At 65.0% G+C, this 20,251-nt stretch carries 19 protein-coding genes; 4 read left to right on the top strand and 15 right to left on the bottom strand.

Features of this window, described 5'->3' with window-relative positions:
- Window positions 1-73: 73 nt before the first annotated feature.
- From AC54AF_RS09060 to AC54AF_RS09050, 3 genes are all read right to left on the bottom strand, one after another.
- Complete coding sequence (locus tag AC54AF_RS09060; RefSeq protein ID WP_071075885.1) at window positions 74-928, bottom strand: SIS domain-containing protein; 855 nt, start codon at window positions 926-928, stop codon at window positions 74-76.
- Between the two features lie 87 nt (window positions 929-1,015).
- Entirely contained in the window at window positions 1,016-2,488 is a 1,473-nt protein-coding gene (gene zwf / locus AC54AF_RS09055) for a glucose-6-phosphate dehydrogenase (protein WP_034750861.1), read from the bottom strand.
- 96 nt (window positions 2,489-2,584) lie between these two features.
- The gene (locus tag AC54AF_RS09050; protein WP_496636287.1) at window positions 2,585-2,929 is read right to left on the bottom strand and encodes a hypothetical protein; all 345 of its coding nucleotides are present in this window, start codon (window positions 2,927-2,929) and stop codon (window positions 2,585-2,587) included.
- Between the two features lie 127 nt (window positions 2,930-3,056).
- Here AC54AF_RS09050 and AC54AF_RS09045 point away from each other — a divergent pair, with 127 nt between their 5' ends.
- The gene (locus tag AC54AF_RS09045; RefSeq protein ID WP_070281275.1) at window positions 3,057-4,010 is read left to right on the top strand and encodes a chemotaxis protein; all 954 of its coding nucleotides are present in this window, start codon (window positions 3,057-3,059) and stop codon (window positions 4,008-4,010) included.
- A 117-nt stretch (window positions 4,011-4,127) separates the two neighbouring features.
- On the opposite strand, the gene AC54AF_RS09040 is transcribed toward AC54AF_RS09045, so the two are convergent.
- Window positions 4,128-5,024: an SMP-30/gluconolactonase/LRE family protein gene (locus AC54AF_RS09040; RefSeq protein ID WP_496636286.1), complete on the bottom strand. Its 897-nt coding sequence runs from the start codon at window positions 5,022-5,024 to the stop codon at window positions 4,128-4,130.
- Between the two features lie 14 nt (window positions 5,025-5,038).
- Window positions 5,039-6,703 carry a glucose-6-phosphate isomerase gene (gene pgi / locus AC54AF_RS09035; RefSeq protein ID WP_496636285.1) on the bottom strand — a complete coding sequence of 555 codons (1,665 nt, stop codon included), beginning with the start codon at window positions 6,701-6,703 and terminating at the stop codon, window positions 5,039-5,041.
- A gap of 336 nt (window positions 6,704-7,039) precedes the next feature.
- On the opposite strand from pgi, the gene edd reads away from it, so the two are divergent.
- The 3 genes from edd to AC54AF_RS09020 all read left to right on the top strand — a co-directional run bounded on the left by edd (window position 7,040) and on the right by AC54AF_RS09020 (window position 10,161).
- The gene (edd, locus tag AC54AF_RS09030) at window positions 7,040-8,953 is read left to right on the top strand and encodes a phosphogluconate dehydratase (RefSeq protein WP_496636284.1); all 1,914 of its coding nucleotides are present in this window, start codon (window positions 7,040-7,042) and stop codon (window positions 8,951-8,953) included.
- Between the two features lie 3 nt (window positions 8,954-8,956).
- Window positions 8,957-9,586, top strand: coding sequence for a bifunctional 4-hydroxy-2-oxoglutarate aldolase/2-dehydro-3-deoxy-phosphogluconate aldolase (gene eda / locus AC54AF_RS09025; RefSeq protein ID WP_131687785.1), 630 nt, complete (start codon window positions 8,957-8,959; stop codon window positions 9,584-9,586).
- Between the two features lie 62 nt (window positions 9,587-9,648).
- Entirely contained in the window at window positions 9,649-10,161 is a 513-nt protein-coding gene (locus AC54AF_RS09020) for a Rhs element Vgr protein (RefSeq protein WP_496636283.1), read from the top strand.
- A 20-nt stretch (window positions 10,162-10,181) separates the two neighbouring features.
- On the opposite strand, the gene AC54AF_RS09015 is transcribed toward AC54AF_RS09020, so the two are convergent.
- The 10 genes from AC54AF_RS09015 to AC54AF_RS08970 are packed head-to-tail and all read right to left on the bottom strand — an operon-like array spanning window position 10,182 to window position 20,234.
- The gene (locus tag AC54AF_RS09015; RefSeq protein ID WP_496636282.1) at window positions 10,182-11,201 is read right to left on the bottom strand and encodes a LytR C-terminal domain-containing protein; all 1,020 of its coding nucleotides are present in this window, start codon (window positions 11,199-11,201) and stop codon (window positions 10,182-10,184) included.
- 13 nt (window positions 11,202-11,214) lie between these two features.
- Window positions 11,215-12,165, bottom strand: a complete 951-nt coding sequence (locus AC54AF_RS09010; protein WP_496636281.1) for a type II secretion system F family protein — start codon at window positions 12,163-12,165, stop codon at window positions 11,215-11,217.
- 19 nt (window positions 12,166-12,184) lie between these two features.
- On the bottom strand, window positions 12,185-13,159 hold the full coding sequence (locus AC54AF_RS09005; protein ID WP_496636280.1) for a type II secretion system F family protein: 975 nt from the start codon (window positions 13,157-13,159) through the stop codon (window positions 12,185-12,187).
- Window positions 13,160-13,169: 10 nt separating this feature from the next.
- On the bottom strand, window positions 13,170-14,537 hold the full coding sequence (locus AC54AF_RS09000) for a TadA family conjugal transfer-associated ATPase (protein ID WP_496636279.1): 1,368 nt from the start codon (window positions 14,535-14,537) through the stop codon (window positions 13,170-13,172).
- A gap of 38 nt (window positions 14,538-14,575) precedes the next feature.
- Window positions 14,576-15,727: a CpaE/TadZ family protein gene (locus AC54AF_RS08995; RefSeq protein WP_496636278.1), complete on the bottom strand. Its 1,152-nt coding sequence runs from the start codon at window positions 15,725-15,727 to the stop codon at window positions 14,576-14,578.
- A 22-nt stretch (window positions 15,728-15,749) separates the two neighbouring features.
- Window positions 15,750-16,268, bottom strand: coding sequence for a TadE/TadG family type IV pilus assembly protein (locus tag AC54AF_RS08990; protein WP_496636277.1), 519 nt, complete (start codon window positions 16,266-16,268; stop codon window positions 15,750-15,752).
- A 10-nt stretch (window positions 16,269-16,278) separates the two neighbouring features.
- Window positions 16,279-16,746 (bottom strand): TadE/TadG family type IV pilus assembly protein, encoded by a 468-nt coding sequence (locus AC54AF_RS08985; RefSeq protein ID WP_496636276.1) that lies wholly within the window; start codon window positions 16,744-16,746, stop codon window positions 16,279-16,281.
- Between the two features lie 7 nt (window positions 16,747-16,753).
- Entirely contained in the window at window positions 16,754-18,304 is a 1,551-nt protein-coding gene (locus tag AC54AF_RS08980) for a pilus assembly protein TadG-related protein (RefSeq protein WP_496636275.1), read from the bottom strand.
- Window positions 18,305-18,350: 46 nt separating this feature from the next.
- Window positions 18,351-18,638 (bottom strand): hypothetical protein, encoded by a 288-nt coding sequence (locus tag AC54AF_RS08975; protein ID WP_496636274.1) that lies wholly within the window; start codon window positions 18,636-18,638, stop codon window positions 18,351-18,353.
- Window positions 18,639-18,647: 9 nt separating this feature from the next.
- Complete coding sequence (locus AC54AF_RS08970) at window positions 18,648-20,234, bottom strand: type II and III secretion system protein family protein (RefSeq protein ID WP_496636273.1); 1,587 nt, start codon at window positions 20,232-20,234, stop codon at window positions 18,648-18,650.
- Window positions 20,235-20,251: the final 17 nt, after the last annotated feature.

Genomic DNA, 20,251 nt, shown 5'->3' with positions numbered 1-20,251 from the left:
CACGGGAAAGAGTGAATGGGCTTGCCGGGGTATTGTACATAATCCGGACAGTCCGCCCATGCTCTTTATCGCCTCAACCGATGAAGGAATCGAACTGCATGTCAAACTCTTGAAGTGCTTTTTGCGCATTCTGCATCTTCTTGCGGAATTCAGGCCCGCGTTGCAGGGCCAGGCCCACGGCCAGCACGTCGATCACCACCAGGTAGGCCAGGCGGGCGGAAATCGGGGTGTAGGGGTCGGTGTTGAAGACCAGGTCGATCGGGATCAGGACGGTCGCCAGGTCGGCCAGCGGCGTGCCAGATGGGGCCAGCACGATGACGTCGGCGCCGCCGCGGCGCGCCAGTTTCACGGAGCGGACCAAGGCGGGGCTGTTGCCGCGCTGCGAGATGGCCACCAGGCAGTCGCCGCCGCGCAGCAGGGCGGCGGCGATGCTGTGGATGTTCGGATCGCTGTAGGCCACCGTCGGCACGCCCGAGCGGAAGAACTTGTGCTGCGCGTCGGCCGCCACGATACCGGAGGTGCCCTGGCCGTAGAATTCGATCTTGCTGGCGCGCGACAGGATGTCGAGCGCGCGCTGGATCGCTTCCGGGTTCAGGTTGTTGCGCAGGTCGAGCAGGGTGTTGATCGAGCGGCTGCAGATTTTGTTGACCAGGTCGGCCGCCAGGTCGTCCTGCGCCGGCTGCTCGTTCGCGCCAGGCATGGCCAGGGCCAGGCCCTGCGCCAGTTTCAGCTTGAATTCATGCCAGCCGTCATAGCCCAGGGTGCGGCAAAAGCGCACCACGGTCGGTTCCGACACCTGCGCGCTTTTCGCCAGCGCCGTGATGTTCTGGCTGACCGTCTGGTTCGGCTGGTCAAGCACGGCCAGCGCGACCTTTTTCTCCGACTTGGAGAGCGAATCGAGCTGGGTGCGGATGGAATCAAGCAGCATCAGGGTAGTCTTCTGGTAGGTGTTCGGGAGTGTGGGGATAATAGGCAAAGGGCCTGCCCATATGCGGGCAGGCCCTTGTCTTGCCTATTAATCTTCCGGTAAGGCTTCTTCACGCCACTGCAAGCCATCGCGGCCGATCAGGGCGCTGGCGGCCGCGGGGCCCCAGGTGCCGGCCGTGTACGGAATCGGTGCGCTGTCGTTCTGTTCCCAGTTGTCGAGGATCGGCTCGACCCATTCCCAGGCCGCTTCCAGTTCGTCGCCGCGCATGAACAGCGTCAGCTGGCCGCGCAGCACGTCGAGCAGCAAACGCTCGTAGGCGTCCATGCGCGGGGTCTTGAACGATTCGCGGAAATCGAGTTCCAGTTCCGCCGGTTTCAAGCGCATGCCGTCGCCCGGGGTTTTCGCCATCAGGTTCATGCGCAAGCCTTCGTCCGGCTGCAAACGGATCACCAGGCAGTTCGGCTGGAAGCTCGACGTGGGCTGGTTGAAGATCGAGTGCGGAATCTGCTTGAAGCGCACGACGATCTCGGCCAGGCTGTCGGCCATGCGCTTGCCCGTGCGCAGATAGAACGGCACGCCGGCCCAGCGCCACGTATCGATTTCCGCCTTCAGCGCGACGAAGGTCTCGGTGCGCGAATGTTCCGGCGCATCCGGCTCGTCGCGGTAGCTCGGCACGGTGGCGCCATCGACGTGGCCGGCGCGGTACTGGCCGCGCACGATATTTTGCGCCAGGGTGGTGGGCGTGAATTTTTTCAGCGAACGCAACACTTGCAGTTTTTCATCGCGCACGGCATCCGGCGCGATCGAGGTTGGCGGTTCCATGGCGACGATGCACAGCAGTTGCAGCAAGTGGTTTTGCAGCATGTCGCGCAGCGCGCCCGAGGTGTCGTAGTAACCCATGCGGTTGCCCACGCCCAGTTTCTCGGCGATGGTGATCTGCACGTCGGAAATCCATTCGCGGCGCCACAGCGGTTCGAACAGGATGTTGCCGAAACGCAGAGCCAGCAAGTTCTGCACGGTTTCCTTGCCCAGGTAATGGTCGATACGGTAGATCTGCGATTCCTGGAAGACCTTGCCCACTTCGGCGTTGATCTGCTTGGCGCTGGCCAGGTCGCGGCCCAGCGGTTTTTCCAGCACCACGCGCGAATTCGGCGTGACCAGGCCATTGTCTTCCAGGTTGTCGCAGATGAGGGCGAACAGATGCGGCGGCGTCGCCAGGTAGTACACGCGCGTCAGGTCGGCATCGCCGCGCAGCGCTTCGACCAGCGGCGCGTACGTGGCCGCATCGCTGGCATTGAGCGACACATACACGATGCGCGCGCAGAATTTGCTCCAGGTGGCGGCATTCAGGGTGCTGGCCTTGATGTGGGGACGCGAGTTGGTCTCTACCATCTTCAGGAAGGCATCCTGGCCGCTGTCCTGGCGGCCCACACAGATGATGCGCGCCGTCGGCGGCAAATCGTTCGCGACGTCGCGCGCATACATTGCAGGCAACAACTTGCGCATTGCTAAATCGCCGCTGCCGCCAAACAGGACCAGGTCAAAATCGGTAAGTGCCATAAGTGAGTGTCGTCGCAAAAGTAAAAGGGCCGGAGCGGGGAGGAAGCCGACCGGAAGTGCCAGTCTGTCGCTACTATAATCGGTGGTGTAAATTTACTACGTAGAACGGGCAATTGCAAGAAATTTTACTACATTCCATCCCTCGCCGTCGCCATTTTGCCCCGTATGCCTGCCAGTGGTGCCGGCATGGCCATTATATGCCGTTCGCCGGCGCCGGCGCCGGCGCAGCGTCTTGCTTTTCATTGGATTTTCAAAGCAACCATGGTTGCCAGGGAAATTTTCGATTCTCTCCGTCATCATTTGCGCTGTAGCAACAAGCAAATCAAGAAATGCTGTCAGGATCGCCGTTGGCAGCGTAAAGTAGCTTTGAGGAAAGTAAAAAACCGTATAATTCAAGCTGAAATCGATAGCAACTATTGGTTGTAAGAAATTGTACGACATACACTGCACCGTTAGCGCCGGCCATGCCCCGAACCCGCCATCCGACGTCCATGCGACGTGCAGTCCGCACTGTCAGCAGCATCAGGGGCAGGCGACTTAACTTTACAAGACGGCTCAAGGGGACACAATGAATTCAATGCAGCAAGATGTCGATGAACGCACCAGCCTGACAGGCAATAACAAATTCGAACTGTTCTTGTTCAAGCTGGGCACCAGTGATCACTCGACCAGCCGCGAACTGTTCGGCATCAATGTGTTCAAAGTCCGCGAAATCATGGAAATGCCGGCCATTACGGCGGTGGCCGGTTCGCACCCGCACATGCTGGGCGTGGTCAATATCCGTGGCCAGATCGTGCCCGTGATCGACTTGCCGATGGCGGTCGGCTGCAAGAGCAATGGCTTGAAGATCCTGATGGTGACCGAATTTGCCCGCTCGACACAGGCGTTTGCCGTGGAAGAGGTCGATGAAATCGTGCGCCTGGAATGGAACCAGGTGCTGTCGGCCGAATCGAGCGTCGGTGGCGGCCTCGTCACCAGTATCGCGCGCCTCGATGGCGACACGGACAAGACACGCCTGGCGCAAGTGCTGGACGTGGAGCAAATCCTGCGTAACGTGCTGCCGTCGGGCGACCCGGACGTGGACGAGAACAGCATCGGCCCGCAAGTGCGCTTGCCGGCCGGCGCCGTGATCCTCGCGGCCGACGATTCCTCGCTGGCCCGCTCGCTGATCGAAAAGGGCCTCGAAGCGATGGGCGTGCCTTTCATCATGACCAAGACGGGCAAGGAAGCGTGGGAGCGCCTGCAGGCCATCTCGGCCCAGGCGGCCACGGAAGGCAAGACGGCGAAAGACAAGGTGGCGCTGGTGCTGACCGACCTGGAAATGCCCGAAATGGATGGCTTTACCCTGACGCGCAACATCAAGAACGATGGCCGCTTCGCCAATATCCCCGTGGTGATCCATTCGTCGCTGACGGGCTCGACCAACGAAGACCACGTCAAGGGCGTGGGCGCCGATGGCTATGTGGCCAAGTTTGTGGCGGCTGAATTGGCTGAAACCATCCGCAAGGTGCTGGCGCGGTAAGCTGAAGCAACCGTAGGTCGGATTACGCGGGGCCTTGCCCCGCTAATCCGGCCTACGTGGGCGTAAAAAAAGCGCCGGACCCTCGCAGGTGCCGGCGCTTTTTCATGTTTGAAACGATTACGCCTGGTAAGCCGTCTCCGGCTGGCCCGCCACGTCCACGCGCACGGACAGCACGTGGCCCGTCAACGGGTAGTTGGCAATTTCCTCGGCCGAGCGGTTATGGCTGGCGCTGGTGATGTACAGGGTGCGCAGGTCGGGGCCGCCGAACGTCACCATGGTGGGGCAGCGCACGGGCACGGTTATTTCGCCGAGCAGATGGCCATCGGGGGCGAAGCGCAAGATCTTGCCGCCTTCAAACATGGCCGACCAGTAATTGCCTTCGCTGTCGACGGCCGCGCCATCGGGGCGCCCGCCGTAATCAAACGCTTTCTTGTCCGTGGAAAAACGCTGGAACGGCTGCGGCGCGGAAATGGCGCCTGTGGCCGCGTCGAAATCGAAGCGGTCGATGCGGTGCGTGGTGGTATCCGCGTGGTACATGCTGCGCTTGTCCGGGGAAAAGCCCAGGCCGTTCGACACCGTCATGCCGCCCGACCAGACCTTGCGGACATTGCCCTTTTCCAGCACGAACATTTCCGCCGCATCGGCGCTGCGCGGCTCGAAGATCGTGCCGACCCAGAAGCGGCCTGCCGGGTCGACCTTGCCATCGTTGAAGCGCGTGGTGGCCATGTCGAACGGCGCCGGGGCGATTTGCGCCAGGCTGCCCGTCTTCGTGTCGAGGTGGGCGAAGCCGCTGCGCAGCGCAACGATCAGGCCGCCGCCCGCATTGATGGCCAGCGCCGACGGTTCCGTCGGCATGCTCCACTGCTCATGCTTGCCGCTGGCCGGGTGCAAACGGTGCACGGCGCGGCCATCGATGTCGACCCAGTACAGGGCCGCTTCCTTGCCATGCCATAGCGGGCATTCGCCCACTTGCATGGGCTGGTCACTGACTACTTTGATTTCGTAAATATTCATAAACCTCAATTAAGTTAGTACGCCGCCTTGGCGGCTTTGGCCAGGGCGATCAAGCCATTGGTCGAGCTGTCGTGGTGGTCGGGACGGGCTTCGCCCGTCAGTTCGGCCTGGATTTTCTTCGCCAGCACCTTGCCCAGTTCCACGCCCCACTGGTCGAAACTGTTGACGTTCCACAAGACGCCCTGCACGAAGGTCTTGTGTTCGTACAGCGCGATCAGGGCGCCCAGGGTGGTCGGGGTCAGCTGGTCCATCAAGATGGTATTGCTGGGGCGGTTGCCGGGGAAAGTCTTGTGCGGCACCAGCGCCTCGATTTCGCTTTCCGGCAAGCCTTGCGCCTGCAAGTCAAGCCGCACTTCCTCGCCCGTCTTGCCCGTCATGAAGGCTTCCGACTGGGCGAAGCAGTTGGCCAGCAGGGCGTCGTGGTGGCCCGGCAAGTCGTGCGTGGCGCGCAGGGCGGCGATGAAATCGATCGGCGTAATATCGGTTCCCTGGTGCAGCAGCTGGAAATACGCGTGCTGCGCATTCGTGCCGCAATCGCCCCAGATGACGGGACCGGTTGGCACGTCGACGGGCACGCCGTCCTTGGTGACGCGCTTGCCGTTGCTTTCCATGTCCAGCTGTTGCAGGTAGGCGGCGAAGCGGCTCAGATCCTGGTGGTATGGCGCGATGGAAACGGAACCGCAATCGAGGAACTGGCGGTTCCAGAAGCCGACCATCGCCAGCACCACGGGCATGTTCTGTTCCAGTGGCGCCTGGCGGAAGTGCTGGTCCATCGCATGCGCGCCGGCGAGGAAGTCGCTGAAGTATTCAAAGCCGACGGACAGGGCCACGGCCAGACCGATCGACGACCAGACGGAATAGCGGCCGCCGACCCAGTCCCAGAACGGGAACATGTTGTCCGGCGAAATGCCGAAGTCGACGATGGCTTGCGTGTTGGTCGAAACGGCCACAAAATGCTGGGCCAGATCCTTTTCTTCGCCTTCGAGCAGGAACCAGGCGCGCGCCGTGTTGGCGTTGAGCATGGTTTCAGCCGTGACGAAGGTTTTCGAGGCCACGATGAACAGGGTCGTTTCCGGATCGACCTTGGACAGGGTCGCTTCCATGTCGTGGCCGTCGACGTTGGACACAAAGTGCATTTCCAGGCCCGGGTTGGCGTAGGAGCGCAGGGCCAGGCACGCCATTTTCGGGCCCAGGTCCGAGCCGCCGATGCCGATGTTGACGATGTCGCAGATGGGCTTGCCCGTGTAGCCGAGCCAGCTGCCATTGCGCACCTTGTCCGTAAACGCCTTCACGCGTTGCAGCACATCTTGCACGTCGGCATCGATATCCTGGCCATCGACCACCAGCTTCGTGCCGCGTGGCGCGCGCAAGGCCGTATGCAGAACGGCCCGATGTTCGGTAAGATTGATTTTCTCGCCAGTGAACATGGCTTCGCGCTGCGCTTCCACGCCGCGCTCGCGGGCCAGATCCATCAGCAGGGCCATGGCGGTGGCGTCGACCCGGTTCTTCGAGTAATCGAGCAGCAGGCCGGCCGCGTCGACCGTCATGCTGGAAAAGCGCGCGGGGTCGGCCGCAAACAGCTGGCGCAGATGCACTTCGCGCAGGCTGGCGCTGTGCGCTTGCAGGGACTGGAAACTGGCGGTGGCGGTGATGGCGGGAGTAGGTGCTGGCTGGCGCATGGCGGTCGGCTTGGGTGCTTGTCTCGGTTGAAAGGAGCGCGGCGCGTTCGCGGTGGCGAACAGCGGATCCGGCGGTGGTATGAGAATAATACATCACAAAAACGTAATTTCACTACAGTTTGTAGCGTGAAGCTGATTTTGTTGTGCTTTTTTTAGCGATTGCACCAGTGGCACATAAGAGAGGTATTGGCAGGTGGCGCTACGCGATATTGCCCGGGTTTGCTTTGATACGCCGCAATCCGTGGCTTATTTGTGTTGCTGGCCCATGCAAGAGTGCTTCTCCTCCAGCATTTTGTAGTAAAATTTCACGAAATACTCATTTTTAAGGAAATCCATATGGCGCTGCATCCAGTAGTCGAATCCGTAACAGCGCGCATCATCGCGCGCAGCCGGCCATCGCGCGGCGCCTATCTGGCGCATCTGGATGCGGCCCGCATCCAGGGCGTGCAGCGCGGCGCCCTGTCGTGCACCAACCTGGCGCACGGCTTTGCCGCCTTTCCTGCCAACGACAAGCTGTCGCTGAAGGAATACAAGAAACCGTCCGTGGCCATCGTGTCCTCGTACAACGACATGCTGTCGGCGCACCAGCCCTTCGAAGGCTTCCCGCAGATCATCAAGCAAGCCGTGCGCGAAGTGGGCGCCGTCGCCCAGTTCGCTGGCGGCGTGCCCGCCATGTGTGATGGCGTGACGCAAGGCCAGCCGGGCATGGAACTGTCGCTGTTCTCGCGCGACACCATCGCCATGTCGACGGCCGTGGCGCTGTCGCACAATATGTTCGACTCCGCCCTGTATCTGGGCGTGTGCGACAAGATCGTGCCGGGCCTGCTGATCGGCGCGCTGCACTTCGGTCATTTGCCGGCCGTCTTCGTGCCGGCCGGCCCGATGACGTCGGGCCTGTCGAACCAGGAAAAAGCCAAGGTGCGCCAGCTGTATGCGCAAGGCAAGGCGACGCGCGAAGACTTGCTCGAAGGCGAATCGAAAGCCTACCACGGCGCCGGCACCTGTACCTTCTACGGTACCGCCAACAGCAACCAGATGCTGATGGAAGTGATGGGCCTGCACTTGCCGGGCGCCGCTTTCATCACGCCAAATACCCCGCTGCGCGATGCGCTCACCAGAGCGGCCGCCCAGCGCGCCGCCGGCATCACGGCGCAAAGCGGCAGCTACTTGCCAGTCGGCCATATCGTCGACGAGAAATGTATCGTCAACGCCGTCGTGGGCTTGCTGGCCACGGGCGGTTCGACCAACCACACCTTGCACCTGGTGGCCATCGCCAAGGCGGCTGGCATCGTCATCGACTGGAACGATTTCAACGAACTGTCGGCCATCGTGCCGATGCTCACGCGCATCTACCCGAACGGCGACGCCGACGTGAACCATTTCCACGCGGCCGGCGGCACCGGTTACCTGATCCGCGAACTGCTGGACGCGGGCTTGCTGCACGAAGACGTCAACACCATCCTGGGCCACGGCTTGCGCGCGCACTGCATGGAGCCGTTCCTCGGTGAAGACGGCAAGGTCTTCTGGAAAGATGCGCCGGCCGCCAGCGCCGACGAGAACGTGCTGCGCCCCGCGTCGAACCCGTTCGCGCCGGACGGCGGCATGGTCTTGGTGGCGGGCAACCTGGGCCGCGCCGTGATGAAGGTCTCGGCCGTCAAGCCGCAGCACCGCACGGTGGAAGCGCCGGCGCTCGTGTTCAATTCGCAGGAAGAGTTCATGGCCGCCTACAAGGCCGGCACGCTGGACCGCGACTTCGTCGCCGTGCTGCGCTTCCAGGGCCCGCGCGCCAATGGCATGCCGGAATTGCATGCGCTGACGCCGGCGCTGGCCAACCTGCAGGACGCGGGCCGCCACGTGGCGCTGGTTACCGATGGCCGCATGTCGGGCGCGTCGGGCAAGGTGCCGGCCGCCATCCATGTCTCGCCTGAAATCCTCGCCGGCGGCCCGCTGGGCCTGGTGCGCGATGGCGATATCATCCGTCTCGATGCCTTCACCGGCGTATTGGAAGCGCTGGTGCCGGCCGACGTCTGGCACGCCCGCTCGCTGGTCACGACCGACCTGTCGCCGAACCACGTCGGCATGGGCCGCGAGCTGTTTTCCATGTTCCGTTCCACCGTCAGCGCGGCGGAAGAGGGTGCCACCACCTTCGGCCTGCCGTCGCCGATTCCCACCACCGTCGCCTTGCACGACGCCGACAATGTCGGTGATACCGTGCCGGGTTCCGATGAAGACTTTTTGGCTAGGAAATAAGAGATGACCATGACACTACTGGAAATTATGCGCACTTCGAGCGTGATCCCCGTGATTGCGATCGACGATCCTGAACATGCCGTACCGCTGGCGCGCGCGCTGGTGGCGGGTGGCATCCGCGTGCTGGAAGTGACCCTGCGCACGAAACATGGCCTGGAAGCGATCCGCGCCATGTCGGCCGTGCCGGGCGCCATCGTCGGCGTCGGTACCTTGACCCGTCCCGAGGAATTCGCCCAGGCGCGCGATGCAGGCGCCGTCTTCGGCGTCTCGCCAGGCCTGACGTCGGCCTTGGTGGCGGCGGCGAAAAGCAGCGGCCTGCCCTTGCTGCCAGGCGTGATGACGCCGGGCGAAGTGATGGCGGCGCGTGAAAACGGCTTCCAGCAGCTGAAACTGTTCCCGGCCGTGCCGGCGGGCGGCATCGGCATGCTCAACGCCATCTACGGCCCGCTGCCGGACATCACGTTCTGCCCGACGGGCGGCATCTCGCAAGAGACGGCATCGCAGTTCCTGGCGTGCAAGAACGTCGCCTGCGTGGGCGGTTCGTGGCTGACGCCGAAAGACGCGATCGCGGCCGGCAACTGGGACCGCATCACGGAAATTGCGAAAGCAGCCAGCGGCCTGCGCCTGGTTTAAGCGGTATCAGCGCGGCAGGCTTTCCGCTTGCCGCGCTTTCCTCCCTACTCCTCATGCGAGTCTTGCGCCGCCCCCTCACCATCGGCGAAACCGCCATGGCCCGCAGCGTCTTCCAGGGCGCCATCGACTACGCGCGCGTGCGCGTCGTGCGCGGCTCCTTTCTACCGTTTGGCTTGCAGGACCAGAACACGGCCATGACGCCGCGCGGCAGCCTGCATTTCATGCCGGTCCAGTACCGCGACGACTTTTCCCGCGAAGGCCACGGCGGCAAGCTGTTCTTCATCCACGAGATGGTGCACGTGTGGCAGTACCAGCTCGGCTACAGCGTGCTGCTGCATGGCGTGCTGCTGGCGCTGTGCGGCGGCTACATCGGGCAGCGCGCCTACCGCTACGACGCGCAGGCGGGCGGCATCCTGTCCGACTTCAACATGGAGCAGCAGGGCGACATCATCGCCCACTACTTCGGCGCGCGCCAGCTGGGCATTCCCGCCTATGTGGCGAAACTGCCGCAGTTGCAGGAGATCCTGCAAGGCTTCCTGCTCGACCCCGCCGACCGCCGCCTGCTGCCGCGCTGACGCCGCCGCTGATGCCGCTGCTACGGTGCCGTGTTCGATGCCAGGCGCACGTCCGGCGCGCGCAGGCTGGCCGCCGCATCCTTGCCCAGCAATAAGCGCAGGTCGGCGCCCGCGCCGATGCCGCCGTCGTCCGCCGCCTGCAGCTGCGGCATGCCGCCCAAGGCCAGGGCCAGCGCGGCGGCCGCCTGCGCATGGCCGGGGCGGTAGACGATGCTGCTGGCCAAGACGCCGTACGGCCGCTGGTTGCCCAGCCGCAGGACGCTGATGCCCATGCCGCCCAGCATGCCGCGCATGCGCGCCGCCATCCCCGTTTGGCCATTGCCGTTGATGACTTCCAGCCTCGGCAGCGGTGTCGCCAGCGCTGTCGGTTTTGCCAGGGCGGGCAAAGCCGCTGGCGCGGCTTGTGCCGCCACGGGCGCGTCGCGCCAACTCAGCGCAAAGATATTCGGTTGCAACTGCGTCAGCTGCAAACGGCTGGCCGGCGCCGCTGGCGTGGGCGCCAGATCGGGCGCGACGGCTTGCGCGGTGACGTCGAGCGTGCCGATGCTGCGCGCCAGCGCCGCGATGGCCAGGTCCAGGTTGGCGCGTGCCGGCTGCTGGCCGTTGTCGAGCTGCAGCGACTGGCGCAGCACGCTCGCCGCCTGGGCATACTCTCCCTGCAGGTACAGCACGTAGCCGAGGTTGTTGTATGTCCTGGCTGCGGGCGCTTCCTGCGCCAGCGCCTGCAGCATGCTGCGCGCCGTTTCCAGCTGGCCCAGCTGCGCGTGCAGCACGGCGGCGCCATTGCGCGCATCGGCCGAGCCGGGTTCAAGCAGCAGGGCTTCGCGGTAGGCGGCCAGCGCCGCGCGCGCGTCTCCCAGTTCCTGCAGGCGCTTGCCCAGCTTGCAGAACGCGGCAGTGCGGGTAGCGGCGCTGTCATCCATGCGCGCCGGCGGTGGCGCAACATGGCTGCCGTGGCTGGATGGGCCGGGCAGGTGGCTGCAGGCGGGCAGCAGGCCGGCGCAGGCGAGCAGGAGCATCAGGGTGGTGGGCTGTGACATGGCGGCTCTCCGGTCAGCTGCCGCTGCCCATGCTGGGCAGGAGCACGCGGTAGATTTGCAGGAAGGCTGGCCCCATCAGGACGACCAGCAGCGAAGGGAAGATGAAAAAGATCAACGGGAACAGCAGCTTGAGGGCGATCTTCGCCGCTTCTTCCTCGGCCATCTGGCGCCGCTTGGTGCGCAGCTGGTCCGACTGCACGCGCAGCGAGGCGGCGATGCTGGTACCGAAGCGCTCGGCCTGGATCAGCATGGCCACCAGCGCGTCGACATCCTCGACGCCCGTGCGCAGGGCCAGGTTGCGCAGCGCCCGCTCCTTGGTATTGCCGGCGCGCAGTTCCAGCATCACCAGATGCAATTCTTCGGCCAGCACGGTGCTTTTCAGGGCGATTTCGGCCGCCACCCTGGCCAGCGCCGCATCCATGGCCAGGCCCGCTTCCACGCATACCGTCATCAAGTCCAGCGCATCGGGAAAGCTTTCGAAGATATCGCGCTGGCGCCGCTTGATCATTTGTTGCAGGACAAGGTTGGGCAGGTAGTAGCCGACGGCGGCCACGATCAGCAGCCAGAACAGGAGTGCCTTGCCCGCCATCTGGCTGCCCGAGGCGCTCAGTCCCAGGAACAGCAGCAGGGGCAGGCCGATGGCCAGCATGGTCTTGGCGGAAAAGAACAGGATGGGCGCCGACGCCTGGCGCAGGCCGGCATTCATGAAGCGCCGGCGCATCACGGAGCCTTCCCAGCCCTGGTCGGGCAGCGACAGCTTGGCCAGTGGGCCGCTCAGGCGCACCATGCGCGCCAGCCAGGGGCTGGGCGCGGATGATGCGCCGGGCGCCGCCGCGCTCTTGCCGGTGGCGTTGTCCATGCGCTGGCGCAAGGGATCGGGGGCAAGGCTGCGCATGGCGACCAGCACGGTGCCGAAGACGGCGATGAAGAGCAGGGCGAGAAAGGCAATATGCACGGGATTCATGAGGATTCTCCTTGCGGGCTCAGACGCGGATGCGGATGATATTGCGCATGACCAGGACGCCGCACACCATCAGCAGCAGGGCGCCAACGAGCATCTTGCGTCCGCCCGGGTCGACGAACAGCATTTCCAGGAACTGCGGATTGGTCAGGTGGATCATGGCCGCCGCGCCGAAGGGCAGCAGCGACAGGATCCAGGCCGACAGCCTGCCTTCGGCCGACAGCACGCGCACCTGTCCCAGCAGCTTGATGCGCTCGCGGATGATGCGGCTGATGCTGTCGAGCAGTTCGGCCAGGTTGCCGCCCGTTTCGCGCTGGATCAGCACGGCGATGACGAAATAGCGCAAGTCCGTGCTGGGCACGCGCGTGGCCAGGTTCATCAGGGCGTCCTGCATGGCGATGCCGAAATTGACTTCGTCGAAGGTGGCGCGAAATTCCACGGCCAGCGGCGCATTCATTTCATCGCCGACCATTTTCAGGGCGGTCGGAAAGGCATGGCCGGCGCGCAGGGCGCGCGCCATCAGGTCCAGCGCATCGGGCAACTGCTGCTCGATGCGCTGCAGGCGCTTGGCCTTGGCGCGCAAGACCACCAGCAGCGGCAGCAGGGCCGCGCCGGCCACCAGCGGCAGGCGCAGCATCCACGGCACGCTGAAGTAGCTCAGCAGCAAAAACGCGGTGCCGGCCGTGGCCAGCATTACGCCGACGAAGCTGGCTACGCTCCAGCTCAGGCCCGACTGCTCCAGCAGGCGGTCGAGCGCATGCACGCGGGGCACGCTGAGCAGCACGCGCTGCAGGGCCGGGGTGTCGCTCAGCAGGCGCTTCTTGATCATCGAGCTGCCCGTCTCGCCATGCGCGCCGGCCGACATGATGCGCAGGCGGCGCGCCACCCTTTCCGCTTCCGGGCCGCGCGAGGTGTTCCACGCCAGGTACAGGCCCTCGATCAGCAGCACCACGGCGATGAAGGTGAGGATGGCGAATACGTAATAGAGATAGTCCATGATGCTCCCCTTAATGGTACTGGCGGGCGGGATCGAACAGGGTTTCCGGCAGGCTGATGCCGAAGGCGCGCAGGCGTTCCAGGAAATGCGGCCGCACGCCGCTGGCATGGAAATGTCCCTGCACCGTGCCGTCCTCGCTGATGCCCGTCTGGCGGAAGGTGAAGATTTCCTGCATGGTGATCATCTCGCCTTCCATGCCCGTGATTTCCTGGATCGAAATGATCTTGCGCTTGCCATCCGTCAGGCGCGCCACCTGCACCACCACGCTGACGGCGGAACTGATCTGCTGGCGCATGGCCTTCACGGGCAGGCCCGCCGACGCCATGCTGATCATGTTTTCCAGCCGCGTCAGCGCGTCGCGCGGGGTGTTCGCGTGGATGGTGGCCATCGAGCCTTCATGGCCCGTGTTCATCGCGCCCAGCATGTCGAGCGCCTCGGCGCCGCGCACCTCGCCCAGGATGATGCGGTCGGGGCGCATGCGCAGCGCATTGCGCACCAGCGCACGCTGCGTCACTTCGCCCTTGCCCTCGATGTTCGCGGGCCGCGTTTCCAGGCGCACCACGTGCGGCTGCTGCATCTGCAGTTCGGCCGCGTCCTCGATGGTGACGATGCGCTCGGCCGTGCTGATGAAGCCGGAAATTGCATTGAGCATGGTGGTCTTGCCGCTGCCCGTGCCGCCCGAGATCAGGATGTTGACCTTGGCCTTGCCCAGCGCCTGCAGGGTGGTGCTCATTTCCTCCGTCAGGCTGTGCTTGAGCATCAGGTCGGCCAGGCGCAGCGGCTGGGCCGAGAAGCGCCGGATCGACATCACGGGGCCGTCGATGGCCAGCGGCGGGATGATGGCGTTGACGCGCGAGCCGTCGGGCAGGCGCGCATCGACCATGGGGCTCGATTCGTCGATGCGCCGGCCCACGCGCGAGACGATCTTGTCGATGATCTTCATCAGATGCGCGTCGTCGGTGAAGCAGATGTCGCTCAGCTCCAGGCGGCCGTGGCGCTCGACATACACCTGGCGGTAGGTGTTGACGAGGATGTCGGACACGCCGGGATCGGCCAGCAGCGGTTCGAGCGGGCCGAAGCCGAGCACCTCGTCCTGGATGTCGCGGATCAGCGAGCGCCGTTCCAGCTCGTTGATCACGACATTGTCTTCCGTGAGCACGTCGCTGACGAGGATTTTCAGCTCTTCGCGGATCTGTTCGCGCGACAGGCGCTGCATGCCCTCCAGGTCGACGCGGTCGAGCAGCGCCTGGTGGGTGCGGTGCTTGAGTTGCTGGTAGCTCTGGCTCGATGCGCCCTGGTGCGCGGCATCGTCATTCAGGCTGGCGTCATCCTGGGCATAGCCCAGGCGGTCCCGCAGGGTGAGTCTTTCGGCAGTCATGGTCGGTCTCCGGTGAATGGGGGTATCTGGTTGGAGTCTCAGGCGCGCGCCAGCAGCCGCGCCACCCAGCCTTGCGCGGCGGGCGGGGTTTCGCCGGCCAGGCTGGCGGCCAGTTCCTGCAGGGCGCGCGAGACGGGATTGTGCGGCGCCAGCTTGAGGATGGGCACGCCCTGGCTGACGGAGGCCGCCACGCCCTCGTAGTGGTTGGGAATGGACTTGTAGACATGCTTGCCATACGCCGCTTCCAGGTCGGCCACGCGGATGCTGTCGCTGCTGGCATAGCGGTTCAGGATCAGGCGGATCTTGTCTTCGCGGTAGCCGAGGCCGCGGAACACGTCGAGCAGGCGCTTGCCGTCGCGCACATACGGCAACGTTGCCTGCAGCACGGGGAAGATCAGGTCGGCCCGGTCCAGCGCGCGCACGCTGACGGGGTCGAGGCCGCGTCCCACGTCGAGCAGGATGTAGTCGTACTGGCTGCGCGCCAGGGTCAGCAAACGGTCGATATGGTCGGCCTCGACGTCGGCCGCATGGGCGGGATCGTCGGCGGCGGCCAGCACGCTGTAGGCGGGCGTGATCTGGATCATGCTGGCGCTGAGCAGCGAGGCGTCGAGGCGCACGATCTGCTGCGACAGCTGCGACAGGGTGGTGGCCGGCTTGTGGTCCGAGACGAACAGGGCGGCATCGCCGAACTGCAGGTTCAGGTCGAACAGCGCCACCTTGCGCTGTTCGCCGGCGGCCAGTGCGTAGCCGAGGTTGGCGGCGATGAAGGTGGCGCCGCTGCCGCCCTTGCACGAGACGAAGGCCAGCACCTGGCCCTTGCGCGTGACTTGCTTCTGCAGTTTTTCCTCGATGCGGCGCAAGGCGGCGCACAGGGCCGCGTCGTCGTCCGGCTGCAGCACTTCGCGCACGCCGGCGCGCATTGCGCGCAGCAGGAATTGCGGACTTTGCTGCGGACATTGCACGATGATGGCCAGGTTCGGATGGCGCCCGCCCAGCAGCTCGAGCCGTTCCAGCTCCGCCTCGCCCGCCTGCTCCTGCTCCAGCAGCAGCAGGTCCGGCGTGACGCCGTTGTCAAAGACATCCGGTATGCTCGCCAGCAGCGCGACGCGGTCGGCCGTGCTGCGTTCGCGCAGCAAGCGGGTGAGCCGCTTGAGCTGTGCTTCATTCTTCGAGACGATGACGATATTCACTTGGTACTCCCCGTAAAGGCGTTCAATTGATCTGGAAGCCCAGGCTTTCGGCGTGCATGACCACGACCGAAGCTGGCACGGCGATATTGAGAAAACCGAACAGGCTGACCATCGGCGTATAGCTGACGTTGTCGATCGACACGCGCACGCTGTCGATGCAGCTGGCCGTGCGCGTGGTGTCGCCGCAGGCCGACAGGTTGTCGCCAGGGTCGAGCGGCGGCAAGGTCACTTCGGCGCCGCTCTTGTTCAGGTAGCGGATGGTGATGTTGGCGGCCGTCAGTTCCGGGGCGGCCGGCAGGGCCGTGCCGCCGAACAGGGCCAGCGTCTTGACGGTGTCGGTCTGGTCGATCCAGCGCACTACCGCTTCGCGCGCGGCGCGGCGGCTCACTTCCTGCACCGTGTTGTACAGGTACAGCATGCGGCCAAATTCGAGGATGCCGAACAGCAAGGTGAAAAACAGCAGCGCCACCAGGGCGAATTCGACGGCGGCGGCGCCGCGCTGGCGCCCGGCTGGGGGAGACGATGGAAGGCGGTGGCGCATGGCGTTCTCCTTACAGCATGTAGCGCATGGTGGTGCGCGGCGAGAGCGGCGTGGCATAGCTGCTGGCCGCGCCGATCACGAACGGCAGGTACTGGCCCACCGACAGCGTGTAGTTGACGACTTCGACGCGGATGCCGCCCGGCGCCGTGCCATCGCTGCAGCTGCTGTCGTTGAAGGCCGCGTCCAGGCAGGTGACCGTCACATTGGCCGTGGTGAAGTCGCTGATGCCGGCGCTGAGGGCCGCATCGACGACCGTTTGTTTGGCGGCAGGCACGCCCTGCGAGGCGATGCCGGCCTTGGCCTTGACGGACATGTTGCGCGCCGCGTCGCGCGTGGCCTTGGTCAGCGCGTCGTAGTACCAGAAAGCGCGGCCGAAGCCGAAGATGCCGGCCAGCAGGGTGGCCAGCAGGGCCAGTACGATGCCGAATTCGACGGCGGCGCCGCCGCGCTGCCGGAGGGGGGGAAGGTGGATGCGCATGGCCGCCTCACTTGTAGAGTTTGATTTCGGAATTCGGCACGGGCTCGATCAGGCCGGCGAATTCGACGTCGAGCCGCTTGGTGCCGCCGCTGAAATCGGCCTTCGTCGTCATGAAGAATTTGCCGATGCCCACCGCGTTCATGGTGCCGCACGAAGCCGGCCCCACGGGCGCCGTGCGGCAGTCGACCAGCACCACGTTGAGGATGCGCCGGTTGCGCTGGCCTGGATGGGCTGCCGAGGGCGCCTGGAACGTGGGGCCGCTGGTCTGGTTGTACGGCGAAGGCGGCGTAGTGGCAGGAAAACCTGCGCCGGGGCTGACGGGGTAGCTGGCCGTGTCGAAGTAATTCGCCTTGGCCGTGCTGTACATGGGGTTGGCGTTGGCGTCCGCGACGCTGTAGGCCGTGCCAGCCTTGGCGGGGGTGGCGCCATTGCTTTGGTAGGCGGGGCCGTAGGACCACAGCACGCCGTAGCCGGCGAACTGCGCCTGGGCCGCCGTCACGGGCGTTGTGTAGGTCGGCGGCAGGCGGTAGTCCGGCTTCTTGTTACTGTTCAGTATGTTGACCGACTGCTGGCTGGGCAAGGTGCTGGCGCCCGGCTGCATCCAGCCGGTGGGCGGCGAGTTGGCGGCGCTGGCGGCGCAGGGCGAGCTGCCGACGCAGGGATATTCCTTGATGTTGGTGTCGGGCGGCGCCGTTGCGGGGTCGCACACGGATGGCCCGCCATAGTCGTCGAAGCGCGAGTTGAGCGAGGCGGCCAGCGAGGCCGTCATGCCCGTGTTCGTGTAGACCTGTCCCGAGCCGCTGCTGATGACGGCGCTGCTGCCCGTGCACATGAACGGCGCGGTGGAGGCGGCGCTCGAATGCGAGGCGCTGCAGGCGCCGGGCGGCGCATCGACGGGGTTGATCAGATAGGGGTCGGACGGGCCTCCCAGCGGATTGAGGCCGAACAGGTTGTAGGTGACGCCGCGGCGGAAACCGAATTCCACCAGCTCCGTCAGGCCCGTGCCGGCCGGCGCGGCGGGATACGTGTATTGCGCCGTCTTGTTGGCCGGATCGACGGCGCATACGCCGATCGGCGTGACGTCGTTGACGAAGCGGCCCGCCACCGCCACGCCCGAGGTGCTGGTGCTGGCGATGCCGGCGATGCCCATCAGGTAGGTGGCGAAGGTCTTGCTGCCCGTGTCGACGCGGATGAAGGTCTGGCCCTGGGGGCTGGTGCGGGCGCTGGCGCCGGACGACCAGGGACCGTCCGGACTTGGGCCGAAGCTGATGTTGGCGTCCGTGATGGTCAGGGTGGTGGAAAAATCGTAGCGGTTCTTCTGCGCCACGGCCTTGGCCTGAACCAGCGCACTGTCGATGCCGGCGGCTTTTTCATTGAGCTCCTTGGCGCCTGCCAGGGCGGCACTGTCGGCGCCGTTCTGCAGTTCCGTCTTGGCGATGTACAGGTGGCCCAGGTCCAGCACCAGGCCGCCCATGGCAAACAGCACCACCAAAGTCAGTCCCAGCACGATGGCGATCGCGCCCTGCTGCTTGTCGTGCCTGCGGAATGCGGTTTTCATGGCGGTCTCCTGGTGGCCTGGGGGAAGTGCGTCGCGGGACTGGCGCCTACTGGCGCCCACCGACGCCGATGGTGAAGACATTCGGTTGCGGTTCCGGCGCCGCAAACGATTTCTGGTAGCGCTGGTAGGCGCTGACGCCGGCCTTGCCGTCGATGCCGCTGACCGGATTGGCATTGCGGTAAGCGTCTGGATACATGATTTGCTGGGCCTTGAGCAGCGCCACCGATTCGCCAAAGTGTGCATCAAGCACGGGCGTGGTGGTGGCGGTGCAGCCGGCCAGCAGCGACAGCAGCGACAGCAGGGCGGCGCAAGGCAGGCAATGTGCGGTTTTCATGGTGTTCTCCTATTTGAGGTCAAAGCCGGCGGCAGGCTGGGGCGCGGCCGCTTGCGGCTGCATGGGGGCTGCTGGTGCCGGTGCCGCTGCAGGGGCGGGCGCGCTGCCTTCCATTTTTCCCTGCATGAACATGTCGCCGCGCGTCGGCTGGATGTAGCCGTCGGTGGGCAGCTTGTAGTCGGGCGGCAGCGGTTTGACCAGGTGCGGCGTGATGATGAAGACCAGTTCCGAGCGGTCCGTCTGGAAGTCCGTGCTGCGGAACAGGGCGCCCAGCACGGGCACTTCGCCCAGGCCCGGCAGGGCCTTGATATTGCTCGTGACATTGTTCTTGATCAAGCCGCCGATGGCGAAGCTCTGGCCATCGAACAGCTGTACCGTGGTGGTGGCGCGCCGCGTCGTAAACGATGGCAGGACGGCCGTGGCCGAGATGCCGGTGGCGGTGATGCCGATGCCGTCCTTGTTCAGGTCCGACACTTCCGGCGCCACCTTCAGGTTGATGCGTCCCCCTTCGAGCACGGTGGGCGTGAATTTCACGGCCACGCCGAACTCCTTCTCTTCCAGCGTGATGGTGGGCACGCCGCCATTGTTGGTCTGGCTGACGGGGATGAAGATCTTGCCGCCGGCCAGGAAGCTTGCCTCCTGGCCGCTGATGGCCATGATGTTCGGTTCGGCCAGCACCTTGATCAGGCCATCGCGCTTCTGCGCGTCGAGGTTGAAGAAGTTGTTCTTGCTGGCGCCGCTCAAGCCGCTGGGATTGTTGCTGAGCAGGCTGGACAGAAGCGAATACGACCAGCTGCCGATGGTCTTGTTGATGCCCAGGCTGGCGCCCAGCTGGTCGACCAGCACCTTCGACACTTCGGCCACCTTCACTTCCAGCATCACCTGCTGCGGCGCGGCGATCGACAGCAGGTTGATCACGCGCGGCATGCCCGCATCGGGCGCAGCGGCGGGGGCGGGCGAGGCGGCGCCTGCGGCTGGCGCGGCGCCGGCGGTGGCGCTGCCGCTGCGGGCGCTGCGCTGCACATAGGCGTTGGCCAGCGACAGGGCCTGGTCGGCCTTGACGACATCGCTGACCATGCCCGACAGGATCAGCGTGTCGCCGGCCACCGTGACGTGGATCTTTTCGTTCGGCAGCAGCTCGGCCATGCGTGCCTGCAGGCTGCTGCTGTCGATGCCGACGGCCAGGTCGATGATGGTGGCGTCATTGCTCTTGTTCCACAGGATCAGGTTGGTGGTGCCGACGGAACGTCCCAGCAGGTACACCTCGTTGGGGTTGAGCAGGATGACGTCGGCGATGCGCGGGTCGCCGACGGACATGCGGCTGGCGGCGAACGGCAGGCGCATCAGGGTCGACTTGCCTTCGGCCAGGCTCATCTGCGGCGCCATCTCGGTGCGGCCGGCACGCGATTCGCTTTGCGGCGGCGTGGCCTTGGGACGGGCGGTGGCCCGGCTGCTTCTGGCGGTGTCGGCGGCAACGGCGGTGGCGGTAGCGGCGACGGGTTCGCTGCGTGCCTGGGGCGCCAGGGCGCCGATCATGGCGAGGGCAAGCGCCAGGCTGAGTACCCGGCTTCCGCTTGCTGTGCAATATGTGCTCATGGCGTGACTCCTCTGGT

Source organism: Janthinobacterium sp. JF4 (assembly GCF_059617925.1).
The sequence above is the reverse complement of the archived record's forward strand: the minus strand, read 5'-3'. Positions and strand labels throughout refer to the sequence as shown.

What these genes read in the sequence shown, in the direction of transcription:
- AC54AF_RS09040 (WP_496636286.1), bottom strand. Translation starts at nt 5,024, where the DNA reads ATGAATATTTACGAAATCAAAGTAGTCAGTGACCAGCCCATGCAAGTG.
- AC54AF_RS08985 (WP_496636276.1), bottom strand. Translation starts at nt 16,746, where the DNA reads ATGCGCATCCACCTTCCCCCCCTCCGGCAGCGCGGCGGCGCCGCCGTC.
- AC54AF_RS09000 (WP_496636279.1), bottom strand. Translation starts at nt 14,537, where the DNA reads ATGACTGCCGAAAGACTCACCCTGCGGGACCGCCTGGGCTATGCCCAG.
- edd (WP_496636284.1), top strand. Translation starts at nt 7,040, where the DNA reads ATGGCGCTGCATCCAGTAGTCGAATCCGTAACAGCGCGCATCATCGCG.
- zwf (WP_034750861.1), bottom strand. Translation starts at nt 2,488, where the DNA reads ATGGCACTTACCGATTTTGACCTGGTCCTGTTTGGCGGCAGCGGCGAT.
- AC54AF_RS08970 (WP_496636273.1), bottom strand. Translation starts at nt 20,234, where the DNA reads ATGAGCACATATTGCACAGCAAGCGGAAGCCGGGTACTCAGCCTGGCG.
- AC54AF_RS09045 (WP_070281275.1), top strand. Translation starts at nt 3,057, where the DNA reads ATGAATTCAATGCAGCAAGATGTCGATGAACGCACCAGCCTGACAGGC.
- pgi (WP_496636285.1), bottom strand. Translation starts at nt 6,703, where the DNA reads ATGCGCCAGCCAGCACCTACTCCCGCCATCACCGCCACCGCCAGTTTC.
- AC54AF_RS08990 (WP_496636277.1), bottom strand. Translation starts at nt 16,268, where the DNA reads ATGCGCCACCGCCTTCCATCGTCTCCCCCAGCCGGGCGCCAGCGCGGC.
- AC54AF_RS09005 (WP_496636280.1), bottom strand. Translation starts at nt 13,159, where the DNA reads ATGGACTATCTCTATTACGTATTCGCCATCCTCACCTTCATCGCCGTG.
- eda (WP_131687785.1), top strand. Translation starts at nt 8,957, where the DNA reads ATGACCATGACACTACTGGAAATTATGCGCACTTCGAGCGTGATCCCC.
- AC54AF_RS09050 (WP_496636287.1), bottom strand. Translation starts at nt 2,929, where the DNA reads ATGTCGTACAATTTCTTACAACCAATAGTTGCTATCGATTTCAGCTTG.
- AC54AF_RS08975 (WP_496636274.1), bottom strand. Translation starts at nt 18,638, where the DNA reads ATGAAAACCGCACATTGCCTGCCTTGCGCCGCCCTGCTGTCGCTGCTG.
- AC54AF_RS09015 (WP_496636282.1), bottom strand. Translation starts at nt 11,201, where the DNA reads ATGTCACAGCCCACCACCCTGATGCTCCTGCTCGCCTGCGCCGGCCTG.
- AC54AF_RS08980 (WP_496636275.1), bottom strand. Translation starts at nt 18,304, where the DNA reads ATGAAAACCGCATTCCGCAGGCACGACAAGCAGCAGGGCGCGATCGCC.
- AC54AF_RS09010 (WP_496636281.1), bottom strand. Translation starts at nt 12,165, where the DNA reads ATGAATCCCGTGCATATTGCCTTTCTCGCCCTGCTCTTCATCGCCGTC.
- AC54AF_RS09060 (WP_071075885.1), bottom strand. Translation starts at nt 928, where the DNA reads ATGCTGCTTGATTCCATCCGCACCCAGCTCGATTCGCTCTCCAAGTCG.